General features: G+C 71.9%; 13 protein-coding genes and 1 pseudogene. 6 read left to right on the top strand and 8 right to left on the bottom strand.

Features of this window, described 5'->3' with window-relative positions:
• The first annotated feature begins 14 nt into the window (after positions 1 to 14).
• The gene (locus tag ACZ5WK_RS37370; protein ID WP_465554547.1) at positions 15 to 1,505 is read left to right on the top strand and encodes an FAD-dependent monooxygenase; all 1,491 of its coding nucleotides are present in this window, start codon (positions 15 to 17) and stop codon (positions 1,503 to 1,505) included.
• 81 nt (positions 1,506 to 1,586) lie between these two features.
• On the opposite strand, the pseudogene ACZ5WK_RS37365 reads toward ACZ5WK_RS37370, so the two are convergent.
• Positions 1,587 to 1,721: pseudogene (locus tag ACZ5WK_RS37365) on the bottom strand (IS5/IS1182 family transposase); the annotation flags it as partial.
• A 248-nt stretch (positions 1,722 to 1,969) separates the two neighbouring features.
• Between ACZ5WK_RS37365 and ACZ5WK_RS37360 the strand changes: the two are divergent.
• Entirely contained in the window at positions 1,970 to 2,476 is a 507-nt protein-coding gene (locus tag ACZ5WK_RS37360; protein WP_465554545.1) for a hypothetical protein, read from the top strand.
• A 156-nt stretch (positions 2,477 to 2,632) separates the two neighbouring features.
• Positions 2,633 to 3,466: a ZIP family metal transporter gene (locus tag ACZ5WK_RS37355; protein WP_465554543.1), complete on the top strand. Its 834-nt coding sequence runs from the start codon at positions 2,633 to 2,635 to the stop codon at positions 3,464 to 3,466.
• Positions 3,467 to 3,524: 58 nt separating this feature from the next.
• Here the strand turns inward: ACZ5WK_RS37355 and bfr are convergent, their stop codons facing one another.
• The 3 genes from bfr to ACZ5WK_RS37340 all read right to left on the bottom strand — a co-directional run bounded on the left by bfr (position 3,525) and on the right by ACZ5WK_RS37340 (position 9,096).
• Positions 3,525 to 4,004, bottom strand: coding sequence for a bacterioferritin (gene bfr / locus ACZ5WK_RS37350; RefSeq protein WP_465554541.1), 480 nt, complete (start codon positions 4,002 to 4,004; stop codon positions 3,525 to 3,527).
• 300 nt (positions 4,005 to 4,304) lie between these two features.
• Positions 4,305 to 8,165: an amino acid adenylation domain-containing protein gene (locus ACZ5WK_RS37345; RefSeq protein WP_465554539.1), complete on the bottom strand. Its 3,861-nt coding sequence runs from the start codon at positions 8,163 to 8,165 to the stop codon at positions 4,305 to 4,307.
• A 25-nt stretch (positions 8,166 to 8,190) separates the two neighbouring features.
• A complete protein-coding gene (locus ACZ5WK_RS37340) occupies positions 8,191 to 9,096 on the bottom strand; it encodes an EamA family transporter (RefSeq protein WP_465554537.1) in 906 nt (301 codons plus the stop codon).
• 475 nt (positions 9,097 to 9,571) lie between these two features.
• Here ACZ5WK_RS37340 and ACZ5WK_RS37335 point away from each other — a divergent pair, with 475 nt between their 5' ends.
• A complete protein-coding gene (locus ACZ5WK_RS37335) occupies positions 9,572 to 9,748 on the top strand; it encodes a hypothetical protein (protein WP_465554535.1) in 177 nt (58 codons plus the stop codon).
• Between the two features lie 72 nt (positions 9,749 to 9,820).
• Here ACZ5WK_RS37335 and ACZ5WK_RS37330 read toward each other — a convergent pair whose 3' ends face one another.
• From ACZ5WK_RS37330 to ACZ5WK_RS37315, 4 genes are all read right to left on the bottom strand, one after another.
• Complete coding sequence (locus ACZ5WK_RS37330; protein WP_465554533.1) at positions 9,821 to 11,194, bottom strand: MFS transporter; 1,374 nt, start codon at positions 11,192 to 11,194, stop codon at positions 9,821 to 9,823.
• Between the two features lie 505 nt (positions 11,195 to 11,699).
• Complete coding sequence (locus ACZ5WK_RS37325; protein ID WP_465554531.1) at positions 11,700 to 12,065, bottom strand: hypothetical protein; 366 nt, start codon at positions 12,063 to 12,065, stop codon at positions 11,700 to 11,702.
• A 90-nt stretch (positions 12,066 to 12,155) separates the two neighbouring features.
• Positions 12,156 to 12,974, bottom strand: a complete 819-nt coding sequence (locus ACZ5WK_RS37320; RefSeq protein ID WP_465554529.1) for a class I SAM-dependent methyltransferase — start codon at positions 12,972 to 12,974, stop codon at positions 12,156 to 12,158.
• Between the two features lie 324 nt (positions 12,975 to 13,298).
• Positions 13,299 to 14,621 carry a metallopeptidase domain-containing protein gene (locus tag ACZ5WK_RS37315; RefSeq protein ID WP_465554527.1) on the bottom strand — a complete coding sequence of 441 codons (1,323 nt, stop codon included), beginning with the start codon at positions 14,619 to 14,621 and terminating at the stop codon, positions 13,299 to 13,301.
• Between the two features lie 393 nt (positions 14,622 to 15,014).
• On the opposite strand from ACZ5WK_RS37315, the gene ACZ5WK_RS37310 reads away from it, so the two are divergent.
• Together ACZ5WK_RS37310 and ACZ5WK_RS37305 are read left to right on the top strand one after the other, a co-directional pair.
• Positions 15,015 to 15,434: a YciI family protein gene (locus tag ACZ5WK_RS37310; RefSeq protein WP_465554525.1), complete on the top strand. Its 420-nt coding sequence runs from the start codon at positions 15,015 to 15,017 to the stop codon at positions 15,432 to 15,434.
• Positions 15,407 to 16,738 carry an RNA polymerase sigma factor gene (locus ACZ5WK_RS37305; RefSeq protein ID WP_465554523.1) on the top strand — a complete coding sequence of 444 codons (1,332 nt, stop codon included), beginning with the start codon at positions 15,407 to 15,409 and terminating at the stop codon, positions 16,736 to 16,738. Before ACZ5WK_RS37310 ends, ACZ5WK_RS37305 begins: the two co-directional genes overlap by 28 nt.
• Positions 16,739 to 16,955 lie beyond the last annotated feature (217 nt).

Below are 16,955 nucleotides of genomic sequence, written 5' to 3'. Positions count from 1 at the left end.
GGGCGGACACACACATGACGACCGTGGTGATCGTGGGGGCGGGGCCGACCGGACTGACCCTGGCGTGCGGACTGGCGCGGCAGGGCGTCGCGGTCCGTGTCATCGAGAGGGCAGCCGCATTCCACACCGGCTCGCGCGGCAAGACGCTCAACCCGCGCAGCCTGGAGGTCCTCGCCGACCTGGGCCTCGGCGAGGGGCTGGCGGCCGCGGGCCGCACCCACCTGCCGTTCCGCAAGTACTTCGCCGGCGAGTTCGTCAACGAGACCGAACCGTTCGCCGGCGCCCGCCCCAGCGCCGCCGTCCCGTACCCGGCGAGCCTGTGGCTGCCGCAGACGCGGGTGGAGCGCCTGCTCCGCGAGCGGCTCGCCGAGTACGGGGTGACGGTCGAACTCGCCACCGAACTGGTGGACTTCACGCAGAACGGCGAAGGGGTGGAGGTGCGTCTCGCCGACGGCGGGCGGATCACCGCCGAGTACCTCGTCGCCTGCGACGGCGGCCGCTCCACGGTGCGCAAGCTGCTGGGCATACCGTTCGTCGGGGAAGGCGACCCGGAGTCGGTGATGGTCTGCGGCGACGTCGAGGTCGAGGGGCTGGATCCGGGCGCCTGGCACCAGTGGTTCGGGCCGCAGGGCGTGTTCATGCTCTGCCCGTTCGAGGGCAGCCGCCGCTGGCAGCTGCAGGCGAGCCCGGAGACGGACGCCGACGGCCGGGCGCTCGCCCCGTCGCTGGAGAGCTTCCAGCGGCTGGCCGCCCTGCACACCGGCCGGCAGGACCTCAGGCTCACCAACGCCACCTGGCTCTCCACCTGGCGGGTCAACGTCCGGATGGCCGAACAGTACCGCCGGGGGCGGGTCTTCCTGGCCGGCGACTGCGCGCACGTCCACCCCACCGCGGGCGGGCTCGGCATGAACACCGGCATCCAGGACGCCTGGAACCTCGCGTGGAAGCTCGGGTACGTACTGCGCGGTCTCGCCGCTCCGGCCCTGCTGGACACCTACCAGGAGGAACGCCTGCCGATCGCCGCCTGGACCCTCGACGTCACCAGCGCCGGCATGACCGCCGTCATCGACGGCATCAGCACCCCCGGCATCGGCGTGGAAGCCGGCCGGGTCGGCGACCTCACCGGCCTCTCGCTCGGCTACCGGTGGGGCCGGCTCGCCACCGGACGCGCCGCCGGCCCGCTCCAGGCCGGCGACCGGGCACCGGACGCCCCCTGCCCCGGCCCGGACCCCGACCCCGACGGCGAGCCGGCCCGGCTCTTCGAGCACTTCTCCGGCGACCACTTCACACTGCTCGGCTTCGGTCCGGGCGCCCGCCCCGCACTCACCGAACTGCCCGGCCACGTCCGGCCGGTAGCGCTCGACGACCCCGACGGCGAAGCCCGCCGGGCCTACGGAATCACCGGCGACGCCCTCGTCCTCGTCCGGCCGGACAACCACGTCGCCCTCGTCGCCCCGGCAGCTGCCCGCGAGGAGGTGCTCACGTACCTGGCAGCCCTGACGTAGCCGCGGCGGACGGCTCAGGGCCGTCCCGCAATTGATCTTCGACGGCGGCAGGCGGGTCTCGCCCAGCGGTGGCAGACCGGACTACGCAGCCTGGAGGAGGTTGCAGAGGTGGGCGATGCCGAGCATGGCGTGGTGGACGCCATCGCTCTTGAGGCGGCAGTCGCGCAGGATCTTCCAGGTCTTCATCCGGGCCAAGACGTGCTCGACGCGGGCGCGTTCGACCTGCTCGGTGACCTGCTCCATGAACCAGCGCATGATCTTGTAGGGGATGACGCGCTCGTCATGGCTGTGGATGTGGACGTTCGGCTCCAGAGTCGGATCCTCGTCGGGGACGAACGCCGCCAGGAAGGCAACTCCGGGCAGGTGACTCATGGCGATCGGGATCCCGGCCCACGCGGCCGGCAGGGGTACGGCCTCGCTCAGTTCCACGGCCCAGGCGTTGTCGGGCAAGGCGTAGTGACGGCTTGCATGTTCTCGGAGCTCTGGCATGTCCGCAGGCTCCCACCCTGACGGCGTGCACGTGGATCGCGGCGCACATCAACGTCGACCCGGCTCTGCACACGGCGGCTCTCTTCGTCCACCTGGCCTCACTCGTCCTCGGCTTCGGCGCCGTCCTCGTTGCCGACTACTACGGGCTGCTCTGGATGACCCGACGGTGCAGCCTGCACGAGACCCTCGGCGCCACCTCGCGCCTGCACCTGCCGATCTGGGCCGGGCTCGGCGGGCTCATCGTCAGCGGCGTGATGCTGGAGCCCGACCTGTCCTCCCCCATCACCTGCGTCAAGCTCGCCCTGGTCCTCCTCCTCACCGTCAACGGCCTCCAGGCCGGGCTCCTGAACAGACGCATGGCCCAGCACGGACCCACCCCGCTCACCCCGCGCCTGCTGGCCTGGGGCGCCACCACCGGGCTCGTCTCCCAGACCTGCTGGTGGGGCGCCGTCGTGATCGGCTTCCTCAACAGCCAGCACTGACAGGACGGCGCCGGCACCGGCACGACCGCGCCGCCCACCGCCTGCCGGCCCACCCGGGATGCGGCCGGGATGCGGCCGGGATCGGATCGGGCAAGGCTTGTTAGGTAAGCCTTATCAGCAACCCGGCCCCGCCGCCGCGCTTCCTCGGAGCCCGCCATGTCCGGTCCGCAGATCGCCCTCCTCGGTGCCATCGCAGGCTTCACCATCTACCTCGGCCTCCCGATCGGGCGCCTGCGCCGCCCCGCCCCGCGCTTGCGAGCCGGTCTCAACGCGGTCGCCGTCGGCATCCTGCTCTTCCTGCTCTGGGACGTCCTCACCGCCGCCTGGGAGCCGACCGACGCCGCGCTCAGTGACCATCACTGGCTCACCGCCGCCAAGGGCGGCCTGGTGTTCGCCGCCGGTCTCGCCGTCGGACTGCTCGGCCTCGTGTACTACGACCGGTGGATGGCCCGCCGCCGAGCGCCGCCCACCCGGCTGTCCAAGGGACCGGGGGCGTCGGCCGTGACCGAGGAGCTGGGCCCGCAGGCCCGCTCCCGAGCCGCGAACCTCGCCCTGATGATCGCCACCGGCATCGGACTGCACAACATCGCCGAGGGCCTGGCCATCGGCAACTCCGCCGCCGAGGGCGAAATCTCCCTCGCCCTCCTGCTGGTCATCGGCTTCGGGCTGCACAACGCGACCGAGGGCTTCGGCATCGTCGCCCCACTCGCCGCCGAGGGCGAACGCCCCTCCTGGGGCTTCCTCGCGCTGCTCGGCCTGATCGGCGGCGGCCCCACCTTCGTCGGCACTCTCATCGGCCAGCAGGTGGTCAACGAAACCCTCGGCATAGCCTTCCTCGGACTCGCCGCGGGGTCCATCCTCTACGTGATCATCGAGCTCCTCGCCGTGGCCCGGCGCGCCGGCATGAAGGAGCTGATCACCTGGATGATCCTGGCAGGCCTGCTGATCGGCTTCGCCACCGACGCCGTGGTCATCGCCGCCGGCGTGTGACGCCCGGCCCGAACCGCCCCGGCCCGAACCGCCCCGGCCCGCAGCCCGGGAACCGCGATCAGCTCTGCGGCTGCTCGATCAGCTGCGCCAGGTAGAGCGGCTCCCCGAGCTTCTCCAGCAGTTCGAGCTGGGTGTCGAGGTAGTCGATGTGCCCCTCCTCATCGGCCAGGATGGCCTCGAAGATGTTCGCCGAGGTGACGTCGTTCTTGGCGCGCATCGCCACGATGCCGCGCCGCAGCCGGTCGATCGCCTCGGCCTCCACCTGGCGGTCCGCCTCGAACATCTCCTTGACGCTCTGGCCGATCCGGACGTGGAAGAGCCGCTGGTAGTTCGGCAGCCCGTCCAGGAAGAGGATCCGGTCGGTGAGTGTCTCGGCGTGCTTCATCTCCTCGAAGGACTCGTGCCGAGTGTGCTCGGCGAGCGTCACCCAGCCGTAGCTCTCCTGCATCTTGGCGTGCAGGAAGTACTGGTTGATCGCAGTCAACTCCGCGGTCAGCTGCTCGTTGAGGAACTCGACAACCTCCTGGTCACCCCGCATGGCGTCCTCTCCTCCTGCTCGCAGGGACGGCCTGCCCTCCTTCCAGGAAACGGCCCGCACGGTGCGGGTGCAAACGCCGCACGGCATGACGGTCTCGAAGCGGCCGGCACCGCCGCGGCCGCGGCCCCGCGGACCCCGGCCGCGCCGTGAGCCGATGACAGCCCGGCCGGGCTCCGCCTACTCCCTGCCGACGAAGCGTGCTCTCCAATTCACTCGTTGCGATGGCTCGGCACCTTGATCAGCTGCGCCCCCGGCCCGCACCTGCCGCGCTGGGTTCCGACGTCAGCAGGCGGCGAGGGCTCAGACGCCGGGGCGGGTGTGGATCGCCGCCGCGAGTTCGGCGATGCCGTGCTCCCTCAGCACGCTGTAGTGGTCCCCGTGGAGTTCGACCACGGTCGGGGGTGCGGCCGAGTAGCCGGAGCTGCCCTCGATGAACGAGTAGTCGTCCCCCGCTGCCTTGAAGATGGTCACCGGAGCACTCAGGTGCCGCTCGGCCAGCTCGCGGAAGCTGTACTCGAACTCGTACGTCTCCCCCACAATCCGGGTGATCCGCCGGATCAACTCCTCGTCCAGTGAGGGGAGCAGGCCGTTCACGACGGCGACGAAGCCGTCCTCGTCCGCCACCGCCCGCAGGCACTGCTCCAGTTCGGGCCCGCTGATGGACCCGGTGAAGACGGAGAACAGGATCGTCACGTACGCCGGGTTGCGGTACGACGCCTCCCGGCCGTGGCGCTCCCCGTCGGCCTGGCGGACCTTCGGGTTGCCAGGGCAGATCAGCAGCAGGTCCGCCACCGTCTCCCCGGACTGCTCCAGCTGCCAGGCCGCCTCGAACGCGACCCGGGCGCCGAAGGAGTAGCCCCAGAGCGTGTACGGCCCCGTCGGCTGCACCCGCCGGATCTCGGCGATGTCGGCCGCGGCCATCTCCCGGATCGTCGGGTACGGCCGCTCGCCGGCGTTGATCCCGTGCGCCTGCACCCCGTAGAAGGGCTTGCCGGCGCCCGCCTCACGCCCCAGCAGGCGCAGGTTCATCGGATAACCGCCGAGCCCCGGCCAGCAGAACACCGGGCCGCCGGAGTCCGCGTTCCGGCCGGAGTCCGCGTGCTGGAGGGGCACCAGCCGGGAGGACGGCTCCCCGGTGTCCCGGCCGATCCGTGCCGCCAGATCGACCAGCTTCGGGCACTCGAACACGACCTGGAGCGGCAGCCTGGTCCCGAACTCCCGGTTGATCCGGTTGACCAGGGCGACGGCGGTCAGCGAGTTCCCGCCGGACGCGAAGAACTCGTCCTCGACCGACACCTCGTCGTACTTCAGCGCCTTGCCCCACGCCTCGGCCAGCCACCGCTCGTGCCGCGTCACGGGGGCGACGAACGGGCCGCCGGTGTCCGCGGACCGCACCTGCTCCGAGGCGGCGAGGGCCTTGCCGTCGACCTTGCCGTTCGCGGTCAGTGGCAGCTCGTCCAGGACGAGCACCCGGTTCGGGATCATGTAGTCGGGCAGCAGCGCGGCCAGCTCGTCCTTGACGATCTCGGCCGGGCCCTTCATGTGGACCGTGTCCTCGTACATGCCCTCGCTGCGGATCTGCTCCTCGCTGACCCTGCCGCCGAGGCAGAAATACGACGCGCCCGATCCGATCCCGCACGCGGCCAGGACGGCGTCGATGCGCCGCGCCGCCGGCAGCGGGTGGCCGGTCTTCGAGCTGTAGCCCGAGGACATGAACCCCAGGCCGAGGCCGTTGCGCTGCAGGTGGTGCAGGGTCGCCCCCAGGCTGATGTACTCCAACCACGGCTCGTCCGCCCGGCTGACGGCGGTGATGCCGAAACTCGCCCGCTCGTACACCTTCTGGTTGATGGCGATGACGTCCTTGCACAGCACCAGCTCGTCCGAGATCCGCTCCAACTCGCCGTCCACGTAGCGGTACTGACCGGCGGGGAGGCCAGTCACCCGCCCCGGGTGCGCCTGGACGTAGATCTCGGTGGAGGCGGCTCGCGGCGTGCCGTCACCCGGGTGGATCCCGAAGGTCCCCAGGTAGTGGTCCTCGTCGGCGACGTCCAGGCTGTTCCGGACGGACCGGAGGTGGGCCAGGGGGCGGATGCCGAGCCCGTACTCGGGCAGCACCTCCTCGAACAGGCCCACCATGTGGCCGGCTTCGAACTCCAGGACCTCCTGGATGTTGTTGGCGTACACCGGCTCGATCGCCCGCCGCTTGCCGACGAAGTGCACCGACAGGTGCGCGCCGACGTGCAACCCGGCCGGGCCGGTACGCACCAGGGTGTGATCGGCGGGGTGGTAGTAGTACACGCCCGCGGCCAGGCCGGCCACGCCGGCGGTCTCCAGGTACAGCTGCGTCGCGTACAGCGCGCCGGGCGAGGCGTACGCGTACTTCGGCAGCAGCCGCTCGTCGCTGTGGTACTGGCCGAACCACCGCAGGATCTCGCCGAGTTCGGCGAACGTTAGGTCGTCGAGGGCGCGGGAGGGTCCGCCTGCCGGGCGCGGGGCGAGCAGCTCGATGATGTCGTCCCGGCCGACCTCCCCGCCCTCGTAGAAGCGGTAGGTCTTGCGGGCGAAGGTCTCCCGCCGCTGGCGCTGCGTCTCCTCCCGGCCGGGCAGCTCCACCACCGGCCGGCCGTCGAGCTCCTCGGGGTCGCGCAGGCCCGGGTTGGAGAGCTGCGCCTTCACCTGGAGCTTGCTCGCCTTGGACTGGTGGTGTCCGCCGTGGTTGCCCTGGTCCATCAGGGCCGCTTCCTTCGGGTTCAGCTCGATGCACGCCACCAGGTTCTGGAAGCCGGTCCGCTGGTCGTCGGTGACGATCACCGCGGCCCGCCTGACCCAGGCGTGCTCCTCGATCGCGAGGGCGATCTCGTCCAGCTCGACCCGGTAGCCGCGCAGCTTCACCTGGTTGTCCGTCCGGCCGGAGAACTGGATCGTCCCGTCCGGGTTCCAGTACGCCAAGTCCCCTGTCCGGTACAACCGTTCCGTCGGGACGAACGGCGAGGGGACGAACCGCTCCCGGGTCTGGTCGGGCCGGTGGAGGTAGCCGCGGGCCAACTGGACGCCGCCGATGTACAGTTCGCCGGTTTCCCCGATGTCCACCGGCGCCAGGTCGGCGTCGAGGATGTAGCACTGGGTGTTGTCGACGGGCACTCCGATCGGGATCGAACCGGCGCCCTCCCCGATCTCCTCCGGGTCGACCAGGTACGCGGTCGCGTTGATGGTGCACTCGGTCGGCCCGTACAGGTTGACCAGCGACGCCCACGGGAGCTCGTCGCAGAAGGACCGGGCGAGCTGTCGCGAGAGCGCCTCTCCCCCGGAGAACACCCGCGCGAGGCTGGTGCAGCGGTGCAGGTCCTCCGTGTCCAGCAGTGCCTGGAGCAGCGTGGGCACGCACTGCAGCGTGCTCACCCCGTGCTCGACGATGGTGGCGATCAGCGCCTCGGGATCCCGGTAGACGCCCGGCGCGCCCATCACGACCCTGGCCCCCACGGCCGGGGCCAGGATCTCCCACTGCGCGGCGTCGAAGCTCATCGGCGTCTTCTGCAGCACCGTGGTGCCCTTGCCCAGGTGCCCGCAGGCGTGCATCCAGCGCAGCTGGGAGACGACGCTGCGGTGCTCGATCATCACACCTTTCGGCCGGCCGGTGCTGCCCGAGGTGTAGATGACGTAGGCGAGACCGTCCGGGCGCAGCGCAGTCGGACCCGTCGGGCCCTCGTCGGGCATGGACTCCGCGTCCGCCGGGGTGATGACCGTCGTCCCTCGCGGCGCCAGCCGGGAGAGGCGTTCCCGCAGGTGGGGCTGGGTGACGATGATGCAGGTACGGCTGTCGTCGATCATGTAGCGCAGCCGGTCGTCGGGGTACTCCGGGGAAAGCGGCAGATAGGCCGCACCGGCGTAGAGGATTCCCCAGGCCCCCGTCACCAGCTCCACGGAGGGCTCGATGTACAGGCCCACGCAGTCATCCGCACCCACGCCCAGGTGGCGCAGGTAGCGGGCCAGTTCACCGCTGCGCCGGTCGAGTTCGCGGTAGCTGAGGCGCTGGTCGCCGCTGACGACCGCGACGGCCTCGGGCCGGGCCTCCGCCTGCTCAGCCAGCAGGTCGGGCAGGCAGCCGCCCAGCTGAGTGCCGTGTCTGCGACTGCCCGTCCGAATGGACTGGGTGGTTTTCATGGTTCCCCCTGGTGTTGCTGTATGACTAAAGCGTTTGTACGACAGGGTCTTCGGCCGGCGCCTGGATCTCCGGCTTCCGCCTGGGCTGGGCCAGGACGACCGCAGCGACGACGGCCACGGCTCCGGCTAGCTGCGGTGCTGACAGGGCCTGGCCCAGGACGGCGTAGCCGAGGATCGTGGCGGCCAGCGGGCTGCCGAAGCCCAGGATCGACACCCCGAGCGCCGGCAGCCGCTCGATGCCGCGGAACCAGAGCGCGTAGGCGATCAGGGCTCCGATGACGCTCAGGTAGGTGAACCCGGCGATGTTGGTGCCGGTGATCGCGGCGGGAAGGCCTTCGGCGATCAGCGTGGCCGGCAGCAGGACGAGGCCACCGACGGTCAACTGCCAGCCGGTGAAGGTCAGTACGCTCACGCCTGCCGGACGGCCCCAGCGCTTGGTGAGCACGATGCCGGACGCCATGCAGACCGCGCCGCCCAGTCCGGCCAGGACACCGACGGTGTCGAGCCCCGCCTGCGGTCGCAGGACCAGGAGCGCCACGCCCAGCACGCCGAGCACGCAGGCCGCGACCTGCACCGGCTGGATCCGGTCCTTCAGCAGCATCGCCGCCAGCAGCAGGACCAGCATCGGCTGGACCGCCACCACCAGTGCCGCCACACCGCCGGGCAGGTGGTAGGCGGCGACGAACAGGAGGTAGAAGAAAGCGCCGATGTTCAGCACACCCAGCACCAGGGCGCGCCACCACCACACCCCGCGCGGCATGACCCGGCCGATCGCGAGCAGCACCAGCCCGGCAGGCAGCGCCCGCACCGTGGAGGCCAGGAGCGGCCGGTCGGGAGGCAGCAGTTCGGTGGTCACCAGGTAGGTGCTGCCCCAGACCGCCGGGGCCAGCGCGGTCAGTCCCGAGTCGAGGATCAGCCGGTTGCCCTTCACCTGACGACCGGGTCCAGGACCGGTATGCGAGCTGTGACGGGCGGGACGAGAGCAGCGGTAACGGATTGCCTGGGTCCGGGCACAGTGAGTTCTCCCATGAGGGCATGGTTATGCGAGGAAGCCAGGCGACCCCCGGCCCAGCAGACCATAGGACAGGAAAGGCTCACCTAACAAGACGTGTCCGAACCCGGGGTCTCGAAGGGGATGCCGATCGCACCCAACTCCTGATGCTCACTCACAAGATGGGCCTGGCCTGGCCGTTTGATCGGCCCGCGACCGGTTCTGATGCGAACCACAAACCCCTGCCAGCCAGGGGAGCCTTCCCTAACGTATGGCTCCGCCGCTTCCCCCGCCATCAAAGGAGTCTGTACATGCCAGCCATCGACGAGTACCTTGATCACGCGAAGCCCTACGCACTGGGCCTCTTCCGGATCGTCATCGGCCTGCTCTTCGCTCAAGCGCGGGCGGCACGACCATGCTGTCGTGGCCCGACGCGCTCTGCGAGTCGCTCGCGCGCGGCGGACGTCACGTCGTGCGCTACGACCTGCGCGACCCCGGCGCGTCGACAACCGTCGGCCCCGAGGCGCCCGCGTACACGCTCCGGGATCTCGCCGCCGACGCGGCCGCGGTCCATTTGCCAGCAGTCGCCTGAGCCGGGCGGCGGGCGCCGTGGAGGCACGGCCGGGCCGGCCGTGCCTCCACGGGCTTCGCGGAGCGCCCGCCGTCAGCTCACCGGCTCGGGCGTGCGCCGGGCCGGCGCGGCCGACGGGGAGCCGGAGGCCGCCGCCCCCAGGGCGGTCCCACGCGTCTCCTCGGCCCACAGGACGCAGACCAGCAGGCCGACGGCCGTGGTGCCGGCCGCGATCAGCATGGTCGGCCCGGTGCCGAGCCCGCTGAGCGACAGGGGCAGCAGATACGTACCGACCGCCGCGCCGATCCGGCTCACCGAGGTCGCGACACCGACCGCCGTCGCCCGGATCTCGGTCGGGAAGAGCTCGTTCGGGTAGGTCCAGTCGAGCACGTTGGGCCCACCGCACAGGAACGCGTAGGCGCACAGCGCGATGACGGCGACCGCGGCGGGGGCGGCGGGCCAGACGCCCAGCAGCGCGAGCGGAACGATCATCAGGGCGAACGACCAGATGATCACCGGCCGACGGCCCCAGGTGTCGATCAGCCGCAGCGCCGGGAAGCAGCCCAGGAGGAAGACCAGGCTCACCAGACCGGTGCCGAGCGTGTCCAGCACGGTGCCGCCCGGCATGCCGAAGGACGAGAGGATCTGCGGACCGAACGTCAGCATCGCGAAGAGCGGGCCGACCTGGCAGAGGAAGAACAGGCCGCAGAACAGCGTGCGGCGCCGGTAGGGCTGGGTCATCAGCAGCCGCAGACCGCCGGGGCGGCCGGCCTCGGCGGGATCGGGCATCAACTCCCGGCCGTCCACCCGGACACCGAGGTGCTTCTCGACCACGCGCACCGCGTCACCGACCCGCCCGTGGGCGGCGAGCCAGCGCGGCGACTCGGGCGAGCCGCGCCGGATCACCAGGAACACCACGCACAGGACGGTGGAGCTGGCCAGCATCCAGCGCCAGCTGCCCTGCCCGCCGAACCGCAGGAACAGATAGCCCGTCAGGTAGGCGAGGACGGAACCGGCGTACCAGGCGACGATCTGCTGACCGAGCAGTCGGCCGCGGTGGCGGGACGGCAGCCACTCGGCGAGGAGCGAGGTCGCGATCGGGTAGTCGGCGGCCACCGCCATGCCGAGCACGAAGCGCAGCAGGGCGATCGCCCACACCGTGTCGACCCAGAAGGAGAGCACGGAGCAGACGACCATCACCAACAGGTCCGCGGTGTACATCACCTCCCGGCCGATCTTGTCGGTCAGCACGCCGAAGAGCGCGCCACCGACGAACATGCCGACCAGGGCGGCGGCGCCGATCAGGCTGACCTCGGCGGTGGAGAGGCCGAGGTCGGGACGCATCCCGATCAGGGCCACGCCGACGATGCTCAGGATGTAGCCGTCCAGCAAGGGCCCACCGGAGCAGGCCAGGGCCAGTCTCCGATGGAAGCCGGTATACGGGGCGTTGTCGATGGTTCGGGACATGGAATTCGGGTCCTCCGGGGCGTACGGCGGTGCTCCCGCACACCGTGCGCCTGGTAGACGGCAGAAGTCGGGGCCGCCCGGGCGGGCGGCCCCGTCACCCGGACACACCGGGCGACCGTCCACGGTTGCCCGCTCCGGAGCGGTCCCCACGAGGACGAAGGTCGACCGGATTGGGGTCCTTGGTCCCGAACCGGACGGGCCTTGGGACCCGTGCGGCAACCGCGCGGGCCGTCTATACCGGGGCCGGGCCGGGGCAGCCCCGCTCCTGCCGAGGCGGCCCCGCGAAACAAGTGACACTTCTCACCCGGACATACCGAATCGTCCCTTTTGTCTGGTATGCGGTGATTTCAAGTCAGGGCCCGGCGCTGGAGCCGGACACACGACAGCCGGACGGCCGGCCGGACCTCCTGCCCCCACTACGGCCGCGGCCCCGGCGCCGAAGCGCCGGGGCCGTCGTCAGCTGCCGGCACACGGGCCCGCGAGGGCGGGCCCGGCCGGGTGGTACTCAGCGGGGGTCGACGATCTCCGGTGCGAAGACCGTCCCCAGCGGCTCGGGGCCGACGTACCGTTGGCAGTTGCACTGCCGGGGCTCGAACTGCAGGGGCTTGCGGTCGGCGTCCCACGCCGTGGGTGCCTCGACCGCCTCATGGCACTTGCCCTGCTTGTCGTGCTTCGCCAGGTGGTGGGTGCATCCGCAGACGGGCTCCGGGGCCCGCTTCGCCGCGTCGAGTGCGAGCTGCCGCCGTTCAGCGGCCTGCTGAAGCTCCACCTTCCGCTCGTGGCGCGTCTTCAGCGCGCCCCGGACGTTGTCGCCGATCCAACCCCCGCCGATCATCACCGCAGGTATCAGCGCCCAGATCCAGCCAGCCATGCCACCACTCCCCTGTTCGACCGGCCCACAGCTTACGGCCCGTCCGCAACGGCCCGGCCACCCCGCGCACCCGTCCGACGACCGGCCGCCTCAGGACCGGCGTCCCCAGGCGGTGACCAGGCCGGGAGAGAGGTCGGCGGCGGTGCCCGAGGCCAGTGACTCGCGGGCCTCGTCGAGGAGTTCGGCATCGATGAGCCCGGTGGCGAGCATGGCCTCGCGGGAGCGGTCCCAGGTGTCCAGCCAGAACGCGGCGATCGGGGCGTCCGCGACCAGGGCCGGGACGTACACCTCCGCGCCGACCTCGGACAGCCCGAGCTCGCGCAGCAGCCGCGGATAGCCGGGCGTCCAGGCGACATCGGTACCGATGGACGTCCTCAGGGCCCGCCACATCGCGCGCATCGCGAGCCGGTACGGGGTGTCGGGCGGGCCGGCCGTGGTGAGGTCGACGGCGTCCCCGAGGACCAGGTACCCGCCCGGTGCGAGGAGGTCCCGCAGGCGGGCCATGACACGCTGCCGCTCCGGCAGGTGCATCAGCACGAAGCGCGCGTGCACCAGGTCGAACCGCCCGGGGTGGAAGTCGGGTGAGGAGACGTCGGCCGTGAGCGTCCGCAGCGCCCCGCCCGCGAACGGCTCGATGAAGCGCACGTCCCGGTCGACGGCGAGGACCTCGCCGGCCCCGGCGGCCGTGGCCAGCCAGCGCGCGATGGTGCCGGTACCGGCCCCCACGTCGCAGCAGCGCACTCCGGGGCCGACCCCGAGGGCACGCAGCCGGGCCCGGGTGACGTGGTCGTAGGCGAGGGAGCCGAGATCGATGCGCTCGCCCTCGCCGGGCTGCCACGGCTCGAAGAGGGACTCGCCGTATCCGCCGTCGGCTCCGGCCGGGCCCGGCGCGACCGGGTCAGTGGACATCGGCTGTCCTCCCGTCGTCCTGCCGTCCGCCCGCGGGAGGCCAGGCCTTCGGCTGCCGGAGGTCACCGCGCTGCGGACACTGACGAGCCTATCGGAGGCCGGTGGACACCGCCGTTCCGGGCAGGGGCCGCCGGTCCGGACGGGGGGCCGGGGGCTACCGCTCGCGCGGATACGGCTTCGGCGGAGAGCTTCACGCACCCCTCGGCCGGCGTCCCCGCGCCCGCCGGGTCCGGGCCGCGCTCACCGCACCGGCGACGTGGCCGGCGGGCACCGCACGGCCCCCGGCGCCCACACAGGGGACGCCGGGGGCCGGTCCTCGGCGGATCAGGGATGCAGGACGCGCGACGGCGTCGCCGCATTGTCGGCCGACGCCTGGGAGCGGACGCCGGGAGTCACACAGACGTCGTCACCCGGCCAGGCCTCCCGCCAGACATAACCGGAGACGCAGGTGTGCGGTCCGTAGGGGCCGGACACCCACCGGCTGTAGCGGGCCGCGTTGTCGACGGTGGTCTGGCTGCGGGTCGCCGGGGTCACGCAGGCGTAGTCGCGGTAGTCGCCGTCGCGCCAGACGTACCCCGGGGTGCAGGTGTTCGGCCCGTAGATCGCGACCGAGGTGGCCGAGTAGACGGTGACGCTCGCGGTGCCGTCGCTGACCGAGGTCGCGATCGAGTCCCCGTTGGCGTTCAGCGAGGTGACGGGGAGCCGGGCGCCGCCGTCCAGGGTGCGCTGCAGGTACGGCGTCCCGTTGACGATCTCGTGGATCAGCACCACGTCGTTCGGGATGCCCCCGGAGTAGCCGAGCTTCCGGGTGAACTCCACCGTGTAGTAGTGGAACGGGTCCGATCCGATCGGCACCCGGAGCAACTGCGGGTGGTAGCCGTCATCGCTCTGGAACGAGGTGAGGGTGTAGCTGCTCCAGCCGGCCGGCGCGACGGCCACCCGGCTGTGGTCCACCCAGCCGAGCTTGTCGAGCTGGAAACCGGCCAGGCCGACCGGTTGCGCGTTGCCGTAGGTGCCGCCGGTGCCCGAGCCGTAGACGTTGGCGGCGCTCATCTCGTCCCACGGGTCGTCGTACTCCCCCGGCGCGGACCACGGGGCGTTGCGGTAGCTGGTGTCGTTGGAGAAGGAGTGCCCGAGCCCGTAGCCGTGCAGCATCTCGTGGGCGACCGAGACCGAGCCGAGGCCGGTGCCGTCCAGGTAGATCGCACCGCCCGCACCCCACCAGTCGATGCCGACGTTGGTGACGACGATCGTGCGGTGCCCGGCGGGGACGGTGTACCCGCCGGCGCTCGCGGCGTTGACGCAGTCCTGGAAGCGGGTCCACCTGTCCCGGCCCTGTTCCTGGGCGAGGGTGTAGGGCATCGTGTACCAGCCGGCGGCGTTGGAGTTGCGGATCTGCACCGCGCCGGCCGAGACGCTGTTGAAGTAGTCGTACATGCCGCCGGTGCCGGCACCGGAGTCGGTGAAGAAGTTCCTCAGCCAGGCGGCGCTGTGCGGTTCGGACGCGTTGTCCGACACCTTGCACATGAGGATCGACCAGCCCGTGTAGCCCCGGACGGGCACGGCCTGGGCCCCCTGCGGAACCCCCCAGAGCACCATGACGACGGCGGCCAGGAGCACCGCCGCCCCGGCGCGGAGCCGGCGCATGCGCCGCATTCGGTTCCCACGCATTCGGTTCCCGCGCATACGGGAGACCTCCCCTTCCCCAATGCTTCCGGGGCCTGTCCCCGGACGGGCGACGGCACCCGTACCCACGGATCGATGAGCGGTAAACCCCGTACATATAAGGATAGTTGAGTGAGTGTCAGGAATTCGCCGCGCCGACCCGGACTCCCCCGGCCCCAGGGCTGCGACCTCGCCCTCGACCTCGCACGCCGGCGCCCCGCCGCCCTGCCGCACTCTCGCTCCCACCACCGGGGGCGCCGGGGACGGGAAAGAAAGGTGATTCGGTTTTCTCCGTCGTGTCGATCCGCGACGGCCCCGTTCGACCTGAGATAGAGAGAGGGTCGGACAGCGGCCCCGCTACGAAGGAGACCAGCCATGGCGAAGTACATGTTGATCATGCGAGGCAACGAGGACTCGGTCGCGAAGATGATGGAGACGCCCTTCGACGAGATGCTCGCGACGATGGGCCGCTACAACGAGGAGCTGATCCGGGCGGGCGTGCTCGTCGCGGCCGAGGGCCTGGACGACGCCTCGCAGGGCGTGGTGGTCGATCTCAGCGGGGAGACCCCCGTTGTCACCGACGGCCCCTACGGTGAGACCAAGGAACTGTTCGGCGGCTACTACATCCTCGACGTGGCCTCGAAGGAGGAGGCCGTCGAATGGGCCAAGCGCCTCCCGGCGTTCCCGGGCACGAAGGTGGAGATCCGCCGGGTGCCGGGGATCGACGAGTTCCCGCAGGACAACGAGTGGATCGTCAAGGAGCGGGCATGGCGCGAGCGGACCGGCCAGCTCTGACACCCGCACGCTCCGACGGCCCGCCGGACACCGAATCGGCCCGGCGGGCCGTCGAGGCCCTCTGGCGCATCGAGTCCGCGCGGATCGTCGGCGCACTCACCCGCTACACCGGGGACTTCGACCTCGCCGAGGACGTCGCCCAGGAGGCCCTGGCCCAGGCACTCGTCGTCTGGGCGCGCGACGGCGAGCCGGCCAGCCCCGTGGGCTGGCTACTGGCCACCGCCCGGCGGCGCGCCATCGACCAGTTCCGCCGCCGCTCCGCCCTCGACGACCGCTACGCCGCGCTCGCCGCCCGGCTCGGCGAGGGCGAGGCGAGCTCCGGCGCGGAGCCCGCTGCGGACCGGTCGGACGACCCGCCGTGGGACCCGGACCGGATCGAGGACGACGTCCTCGCGTTGATGTTCGTGGCCTGCCACCCGGTGCTCTCGCCGGAGGCCCGCGCCGCGCTGACCCTGCGCGTGGTCGCCGGCCTGTCCAGTGAGGAGATCGCCCGCGCGTTTCTCGTGCCCGTGCCGACCGTCCAGGCACGGATCACCCGGGCGAAGAAGACGATCGCCGCGGCCGCGGTGCCGTTCGAGCTCCCGCCGCCCGCGGAGCGGCGCGAACGGCTCGGCGGCGTCCTGAGCGTGCTGTACGTGATCTTCACCGAGGGCTCGACGGCGACGACCGGCGACGACCTGCTGCGCCCCGGTCTCGCCTTCGAAGCGATCCGGCTGGCCCGGACGCTGGCCGCGCTGCTGCCCGACGAAGGGGAGGTGTTCGGGCTGCTCGCGCTGTTCGAGCTCACCGCCGCACGGTTCCCCGCGCGCACCGGGCCCGACGGCGAGCCCGTCCTGCTGGAGGACCAGGACCGCCGCCGGTGGGACCGCTCCGCCGTCCGCCGCGGCCTCGCGGCGCTCGACCGGGCGACGGCCACCGGACGCGGCCTGGGGCCCTACGGCCTGCAGGCGGCGATCGCCGCCTGCCATGCCAAGGCCCCGTCCGTCCCGGAAACCGACTGGGAGCGGATCGTGCTCCTCTACGAGGCGCTCGGCCGGGTCGCGCCCTCCCCCGTCGTGGAACTCAACCGGGCGGTGGCCGTGGCCATGGCGACCGGGCCGCAGGACGCGCTGGCGCTCGTCGACGGGCTCGTCGCCTCCGGCCGCCTCTCCGGCTCCCACCTGCTCCCGAGCGTGCGCGGCGAGCTGCTCTCGCGGCTCGGCCGCACCGCCGAGGCGCGGGCGGAGCTGGAGCTCGCCGCACGCCTGTGCCGCAACAGCCGCGAACGGTCCGTGCTGCTGCGCAAGGCGGCTGCGCTCGCCTGACACCGGCCGTCCCGCCTCCGCCCCGGTCCCCGCCGGGGCGGAGGCGTCGTACGTGTGAGGCCGCGGATCGCCGCCGTCGGGCACCGCGCCGGGCCGCGATTCGTCACAGAGCGTGGACGGCCGGCGGGCCGGGCGTGAGGGCTGTGGTGCGGGCCACCCCCGACCCGGTCACCACCCCACCACTTCGGCACGCGCGGCCGAGGGCCCGTCACCCACC

It is taken from the genome of Kitasatospora sp. NPDC032757 (assembly GCF_055579305.1).
This window is presented reverse-complemented; position numbering and strand designations above follow the sequence as displayed.

What these genes read in the sequence shown, in the direction of transcription:
- ACZ5WK_RS37370 (WP_465554547.1), top strand. Translation starts at nt 15, where the DNA reads ATGACGACCGTGGTGATCGTGGGGGCGGGGCCGACCGGACTGACCCTG.
- ACZ5WK_RS37355 (WP_465554543.1), top strand. Translation starts at nt 2,633, where the DNA reads ATGTCCGGTCCGCAGATCGCCCTCCTCGGTGCCATCGCAGGCTTCACC.
- bfr (WP_465554541.1), bottom strand. Translation starts at nt 4,004, where the DNA reads ATGCGGGGTGACCAGGAGGTTGTCGAGTTCCTCAACGAGCAGCTGACC.
- ACZ5WK_RS37345 (WP_465554539.1), bottom strand. Translation starts at nt 8,165, where the DNA reads ATGAAAACCACCCAGTCCATTCGGACGGGCAGTCGCAGACACGGCACT.
- ACZ5WK_RS37335 (WP_465554535.1), top strand. Translation starts at nt 9,572, where the DNA reads ATGCTGTCGTGGCCCGACGCGCTCTGCGAGTCGCTCGCGCGCGGCGGA.
- ACZ5WK_RS37330 (WP_465554533.1), bottom strand. Translation starts at nt 11,194, where the DNA reads ATGTCCCGAACCATCGACAACGCCCCGTATACCGGCTTCCATCGGAGA.
- ACZ5WK_RS37325 (WP_465554531.1), bottom strand. Translation starts at nt 12,065, where the DNA reads ATGGCTGGCTGGATCTGGGCGCTGATACCTGCGGTGATGATCGGCGGG.
- ACZ5WK_RS37320 (WP_465554529.1), bottom strand. Translation starts at nt 12,974, where the DNA reads ATGTCCACTGACCCGGTCGCGCCGGGCCCGGCCGGAGCCGACGGCGGA.
- ACZ5WK_RS37315 (WP_465554527.1), bottom strand. Translation starts at nt 14,621, where the DNA reads ATGCGCCGGCTCCGCGCCGGGGCGGCGGTGCTCCTGGCCGCCGTCGTC.
- ACZ5WK_RS37310 (WP_465554525.1), top strand. Translation starts at nt 15,015, where the DNA reads ATGGCGAAGTACATGTTGATCATGCGAGGCAACGAGGACTCGGTCGCG.
- ACZ5WK_RS37305 (WP_465554523.1), top strand. Translation starts at nt 15,407, where the DNA reads ATGGCGCGAGCGGACCGGCCAGCTCTGACACCCGCACGCTCCGACGGC.